Raw genomic sequence first — 6,438 nt, 5'->3', positions numbered from 1 at the left:
GTCACCCTCGGACTCACCTATCGGATCTTCGGTGAGATCGCCGAACCACCCGACGGCGTGCAAGACCCCGCGCTACCGCCAGGCATCAAGGTCAAAGATCTGCTCCGGCACCGGCTACGCATCACCGCCGCTGAAGTGACCCGCCGGATGAAACTGGCCGCCCGGATCCGGCCGCGGCCGTCGCTGACCGGCCCGCCCCGGCCCCCCGAACTCGAAGCGCTGGCCGCCGCCGTGGAAGACGGCGCCCTCGGCGAGGACCACATCCAAAAAGTACAAAAAGCCCTCGACGCGCTACCGAACTGTGTGTCACCCGACGATATGGCACGAGCCGAAGCTGATCTGGTCCGGCATGCCCGGACCCAAGATTCAGCATTTGTCACCCAGATCGGTCACACCCTCAGCGATGTCTACAACCCCGACGGCATCTTCGACGACGCCGACCGCACCGCATCCAGTTACCTGACCCTGCACAAACAGGGCCCCGACGGCATGAGCAAGATCACCGGCAACCTCACCCCCGAAGCACGCGCCCACCTCGAAGCCATCGGCGCCGCAGTGCGTCCCGGTCACCACCTACCCGGGGCCGGACACACCGTCGTCGACGCCGCCACCGACACCCGCACCCCCGGCCAACGCCTCCACGACGCACTCAATTGGGGACTTCGCACCGCACTGGAATCCGGCAACCTCGGCACCCACCGCGGCATCCCCGTCACCGTCATCGCCACCACCACCGTCGCCGAACTCGAACAAGCCGCCCACGCATCCCTGGACCCGAACCTGCCGATGCCCAAACCCGCCCGCACCGGCAGCGGAGCCCGCCTACCCATGCGCGACCTCATCAGAATGGCCGCCGACGCGATCCACTACCTCGCCGTCTTCGAAGACCACTTCCGACCGGCCGCTCTACCTCGGCCGATCACGACGCACCGCCAGCACCGACCAACGCATCCTCTGCTACGCCCGCGACCGCGGCTGCACCGCCCCCAACTGCACCACCCCCGGCGACCAGTGCGAAGTCCACCACACCCCCGACTGGAACACCGGCGCCCCCACCAACGCCGACCAACTCCACTTCAGCTGCGGCCCCCACCACCGCGGCGCCACCAACGCCACCTACCACACCGAAATCACCAAAACCGGCCGCCTCGCCTGGACCGACAACACCGAAGCACCCCGAACCAACCAGTTCCACCACCCCGAAGAACTACTCGGCAACCACGACGAAGACGACCCCTGAGCTGCTGATGCAAAAAGAGAAACGCCGCCGGATGGTGACTACCATCCGGCGGCGTAACGAGCTCAGGGTCGGTCTAGCCGTATTTGATCTGCAGCCCAACGCCGATGATCGAGACCAGCCAAATGCCGGTCACAAAAAGCGTGAGCCGGTCCAGGTTCTTCTCCACCACGGTCGAGCCGGACAGGCTGGACTGCACGCCACCGCCGAACAGTGTCGAGAGGCCGCCGCCCTTGGCGCGGTGCAGCAGTACCAGAAGCACCACCAGCATGCTGGTGACGATCAGGACAATCTGCAGAGCCAATTCCATGGTGGACACCTTACATCGTGGGGATTTAGGCGTGAAAACGACCGGTCAGCAGAGGAACCACGCCCGCGGCCACATCACAACGCCGCGTCTCGAACCCTGCCTACGGCAAAAGTGCACTACCTACGGCAGGGGTCCGCCCGCGGCCACAACACCACGCCACGTCTCGAACCCTGCCTACGGCAAAAGTGCACTACCTACGGCAGGGGTCCGCCCGCGGCGATCGCCGACAGGGTGGCGAACTGCTCGCCATCCAAAGACGCACCACCGACCAGCGCACCGTCGACGTCGGACTGGCCGACAATTTCACCGACGTTCTTGGCATTGACCGAGCCGCCGTAAAGCACCCGCACCGAGTCGGCGACCGCTTTGTTCGCCAGTTCGGCCAACTCGGCCCGGATCGCCGCGCAGACTTCCTGCGCGTCGGCGGCGCTGGCCACCCGACCCGTGCCGATCGCCCACACCGGTTCGTAGGCGATGACCACCGAAGCGATCTGTTCGCCGGACAGCCCGGCCAACGATCCCTTCAGCTGGGCCACGTTGTACTCGACCTGGTTACCGGCCTCACGGACCTCGAGTCCCTCACCGATGCAGACGATCGGAGTGAGCCCGTGCTTGAGTGCGGCCGCCGCCTTGGCAGCGACCAGAGCGTCGTCCTCGTGGTGGTAGGTGCGACGCTCCGAATGCCCGACGACCACAAAGGTGCAGCCCAGCTTGGCAAGGAACGCGCCGCTGATCTCACCGGTGTAGGCACCCGAGTCGTGCTGCGAGAGGTCCTGACCGCCGTAGGTCAGGCGCAGCTTGTCACCGTCCACGAGCGTCTGGACGCTGCGCAGATCGGTGAACGGCGGGATGACCGTCACATCGACTTTGTCGAAGTACTTGTCCGGCAACGAGAATGCGATCTTCTGCACCAGGGCGATGGCCTCGAAGTGGTTGAGGTTCATCTTCCAGTTGCCGGCGATGAGCGGCTTACGCGCCACAGGTTCTCCTAGGTCTCGAGGACGGAAATGCCGGGCAGTTCTTTGCCCTCAAGGTATTCCAGCGAGGCGCCGCCGCCGGTGGAAATGTGCGAGAAGCCGTCTTCGGGCAGCCCGAGCTGGCGTACTGCGGCGGCGGAATCGCCACCGCCGACAACGCTGAACGCTCCCTTGCTGGTTGCCGCGATGATGGCCTCGGCCACGCCCTTGGTGCCCGCGGCGAATGCGGGGAACTCGAACACACCCATCGGGCCGTTCCAGAACACCGTCTTGGCGTTGGACAGCAGAGCGGCGAAGCGCTTGACCGACTCGGGGCCGATGTCCAGACCCATCTTGCCGTCTGGGATCTGACCGCTGGCCACGGTGTCATGCGGTGAATCCGCGGCGAACTTCTCAGCCACCACGATGTCCACCGGAAGGTGGATGACGTCGCCGTAGTCTTCCAGCAGCTTCTTGCAGGTCTCGATCATCTCGACCTGACACAGCGAATCGCCCACTGAAACACCTTGTGCAGCAAGGAATGTGTAACACATGCCGCCGCCGATGATGATGCTGTCGGCTTTGCCGGCCAGGTTCTCGATGACCGCGAGCTTGTCGGAGACCTTCGAGCCGCCGAGCACCACGGCATACGGGCGCTCACTCGAGCTGGTCAACTGCGCCAACACGTCGACCTCGGTGGCCACCAGGCCGCCGGCGTAGGCGGGCAGCACGGTGGCGATGTCGTACACCGACGCCTGCTTGCGGTGCACCACCCCGAAGCCGTCGCTGACAAAGGCCGCCTCGCGACCGCCCGGGTCGTCCACCAGCTCGGCCAGCGCCTTGGCCAGCGCCAGTCGCTCGCCGTCGTCCTTGCTGGTCTCCCGCGGATCGAAGCGGATGTTCTCCAGCAACAGCACGTCACCGTCGGTCAGGCCTTCGGCGCGGGCCAGCGCGTCGGTACCCACCACGTCGCCGGCCAGCACCACGTGCCGGCCCAGCTGTTCGCTGAGTGCGGCAGCCACCGGAGCCAACGAGAACTTGGGATCCGGTTCGCCTTTCGGCCGGCCGAGGTGTGCGGCCACGATGACCTTGGCACCGGCGTCCGACAGCGCCTTGATCGTCGGCACCGAGGCGATGATGCGGCCCGGGTCGGTGATCTTCCCCTCGTCGAGGGGGACGTTGAGGTCGGAGCGCACCAGCACACCCCGACCCTCAACCCCTTCGGCGAGCAGGTCAGACAGAGATTTGATCGCCATGACCGCGAGTTACAGCGACTTGCCGACCAAGCCGACCAGGTCGACCAGGCGGTTCGAGTAGCCCCACTCGTTGTCGTACCAGGAGACGACCTTGGCCTGGTTGTCGATCACCTTGGTCAGACCCGAGTCGAACAGCGAGCTGTGCGGGTCGGTCACGATGTCGCTGGAGACGATCGGTGCGTCGTAGTACTTGAGGATGCCCTTGAGCGGTCCGTCGGCGGCGGCCTTGAACGCGGCGTTGATCTCGTCGGCGGTCGCCGACTTGCGCAGCTCAGCGGTCAGGTCGGTGACCGAACCCGTGGGGATCGGCACCCGCAGGGCGTACCCATCGAGCTTGCCCTTCAGCTCGGGCAGCACCAGGCCGATGGCCTTGGCGGCACCCGTCGAGGTGGGCACGATGTTGATCGCGGCGGCGCGGGCGCGGCGCAGGTCGCTGTGCGGCCCGTCCTGCAGGTTCTGATCCTGCGTGTAGGCGTGGATGGTGGTCATCAGGCCCTTGACGATGCCGAACTCGTCGTTGAGGACCTTGGCCAGCGGCCCGAGGCAGTTCGTGGTGCACGACGCGTTGGAGATGATGTTCTGGCTGCCGTCGTACTTGTCGTCGTTGACGCCGAGCACGATGGTGATGTCCTCGTCGCTCGCGGGCGCCGAGATGATGACCTTCTTGGCGCCGGCGTCCAGGTGGCCCTGCGCCTTGTCACGCTTGGTGAAGATGCCGGTCGATTCGACGACGACGTCGACACCGAGGTCACCCCACGGCAGCGCCGCCGGACCCTCTTTGACCGAGAGCGCCTTGATCTTGTGGTCGCCGACGACGATGGTGTCCTCGCCCTCGAGGCTCACCTCGGCGTCGAGGCGACCGAGAATCGAGTCGAACTTCAGCAGGTGTGCGAGCGTGGCATTCGAGGTCAGGTCGTTGACGGCCACGATCTCGATGTCCGCGCTGTTGCCTGCGGCCTTCTGCGCCGCGAGGGCCCGGTAGAAGTTGCGTCCGATACGGCCGAAGCCATTCACGCCTACCCGGATGGTCACTTGTTTCTCCCTAGGTCCGCTTCGTGCAGTGCTCGGCAGTCAGCCTAATGGTGCGCGTCCAGCGCTGTGCGGGTTGGTCCCGTGCAGAGCCCGGCTGGGACGCGCGAATTTTTGACGCTGTTGAAAGTGATCTCTTCAGTAAAGCCGGGTATGTGACCCTCGTGATTGTCGCGCGAGTGGAAATCTCCAACCCGGACAAGGAACTGTTCGGCTCCCCGGACGGCTTTGCCCTGACCAAGCTCGGATTGGCCAAGTACTACCAATCGGTGGCTTCGACGATGTTGCCGTACTTGGCGGATCGGCCGATCAGCATGCAGCGCTTTCCCGATGGGATCGGCGAGGCGGGGTTCTATGAGAAGAAGGCGCCCGCCCACTTCCCCCGATGGGTGGACACCGTCAAAGTCGAAACCGCCGACAACATGCAGTCTCAAGTGGTGATCAGCGACCAACGCTCCCTGGTGTACCTGGCCGACCAGGGCTGCATCACCCCGCATGCCTGGCTCAGCAGGGCCAAGGCCCTCGATCGTCCGGACCAGTTGATGTTCGATCTGGACCCCTCGGTCGACGACGACGTCGACAAGGTGCAAACCGCCACCAGCATGACGGGCGAAATCCTCGACGAACTGGGGCTGACATCGTTTGTCAAGACCACCGGTTCCCGGGGCTATCACGTGGTGGTCCCGCTGCGTCAACGTGAGTCATTCAATGAGACAAGACAATTTGCTTCCGAGGTTGCCGACGTTCTGGTGGGCCGCGCCCCCGACCTGTTGACCACCGAGCACCGCAAGGACGATCGCGGCGACAAGGTCTACATCGATGTGGCCCGCAACGGGTACGGCCAGACGGCGGTGCCCCCGTACGCGGTACGTCCGTTGCCCGGTGCACCGGTGGCCGCGCCCATCGAATGGTATGAGGTCGCCGGGGTGTCCCCCGGCGAATTCACCGTCGAGAACATCGGCAACCGGCTGTCGCGCCGGGGTGACGCGTGGCACGGCATGCGGCGCCGCGCGCACGGCCTGGACCGGGCCAGGGACAAACTGACCCGGTTGCGCTGAGCCTGCTCAGCGCGCAACCTCAGATCAGGTGTCCTCGAGAGATCAGGTGTCCTCGAGCAGATCGGGCGTCACCGCGGATTCGGTGTCAGGGATCCCATCCTGCTTGGCCTTGCGGTCCGCCATCGACAGAAGTCGCCGAATACGGCCTGCCACAGCGTCTTTTGTCATCGGTGGATCAGCAAGTCGGCCGAGCTCTTCCAGGGAAGCCTGCCGATGCTCCACCCGCAGCTTGCCCGCCGTCGCCAGATGTCCGGGCACCGTGTCGCCCAGAATGGCCAGTGCCCGCTCCACCCGGGCCGCGGCTGCCACGGCCGCGCGCGCTGACCGTCGCAGGTTGGCGTCATCGAAGTTGGCCAGCCGGTTGGCCGTTGCCCGCACCTCACGGCGCATCCGGCGTTCTTCCCACGTCAGCCTGGTGTCCTGTGCGCCCATCCGGGTCAGCAAGGCGCCGATGGCTTCGCCGTCGCGCACCACCACCCGGTCAGCCCCACGCACTTCGCGGGCTTTGGCGTTCACCCCGAGGCGCCGTGCGGCGCCCACCAGCGCCAGGGCTGCTTCGGGTCCCGGGCAGCTGACCTCGAGCGCCGAGGAC

7 protein-coding genes are annotated in these 6,438 nt (G+C 65.7%); 2 read left to right on the top strand and 5 right to left on the bottom strand.

The window, feature by feature from the left end; all coding sequences use genetic code 11:
• Positions 1-1,248 (top strand): DUF222 domain-containing protein (locus tag WBB07_RS26390; protein ID WP_526312174.1); only part of this gene is annotated, 1,248 nt, incomplete at its 5' end.
• Positions 1,249-1,313: 65 nt separating this feature from the next.
• Here WBB07_RS26390 and secG read toward each other — a convergent pair.
• The 4 genes from secG to gap all read right to left on the bottom strand — a co-directional run bounded on the left by secG (position 1,314) and on the right by gap (position 4,791).
• Entirely contained in the window at positions 1,314-1,547 is a 234-nt protein-coding gene (gene secG / locus WBB07_RS26385) for a preprotein translocase subunit SecG (RefSeq protein ID WP_526312172.1), read from the bottom strand.
• A gap of 194 nt (positions 1,548-1,741) precedes the next feature.
• The gene (gene tpiA, locus WBB07_RS26380; protein ID WP_526312170.1) at positions 1,742-2,527 is read right to left on the bottom strand and encodes a triose-phosphate isomerase; all 786 of its coding nucleotides are present in this window, start codon (positions 2,525-2,527) and stop codon (positions 1,742-1,744) included.
• Between the two features lie 8 nt (positions 2,528-2,535).
• Complete coding sequence (locus WBB07_RS26375) at positions 2,536-3,759, bottom strand: phosphoglycerate kinase (RefSeq protein ID WP_526312168.1); 1,224 nt, start codon at positions 3,757-3,759, stop codon at positions 2,536-2,538.
• Between the two features lie 9 nt (positions 3,760-3,768).
• On the bottom strand, positions 3,769-4,791 hold the full coding sequence (gap, locus tag WBB07_RS26370) for a type I glyceraldehyde-3-phosphate dehydrogenase (RefSeq protein WP_526312166.1): 1,023 nt from the start codon (positions 4,789-4,791) through the stop codon (positions 3,769-3,771).
• 161 nt (positions 4,792-4,952) lie between these two features.
• Between gap and ligD the strand changes: the two genes are divergently transcribed.
• The gene (gene ligD, locus WBB07_RS26365) at positions 4,953-5,846 is read left to right on the top strand and encodes a non-homologous end-joining DNA ligase (protein ID WP_526312164.1); all 894 of its coding nucleotides are present in this window, start codon (positions 4,953-4,955) and stop codon (positions 5,844-5,846) included.
• Between the two features lie 42 nt (positions 5,847-5,888).
• On the opposite strand, the gene whiA is transcribed toward ligD, so the two are convergent.
• A partial coding sequence (whiA, locus tag WBB07_RS26360; RefSeq protein ID WP_526312162.1) for a DNA-binding protein WhiA occupies positions 5,889-6,438 on the bottom strand: 550 nt, incomplete at its 5' end.

This window comes from Mycobacterium sp. (assembly GCF_049647605.1).
Taxonomy (GTDB): domain Bacteria; phylum Actinomycetota; class Actinomycetes; order Mycobacteriales; family Mycobacteriaceae; genus Mycobacterium.
This window is presented reverse-complemented; position numbering and strand designations above follow the sequence as displayed.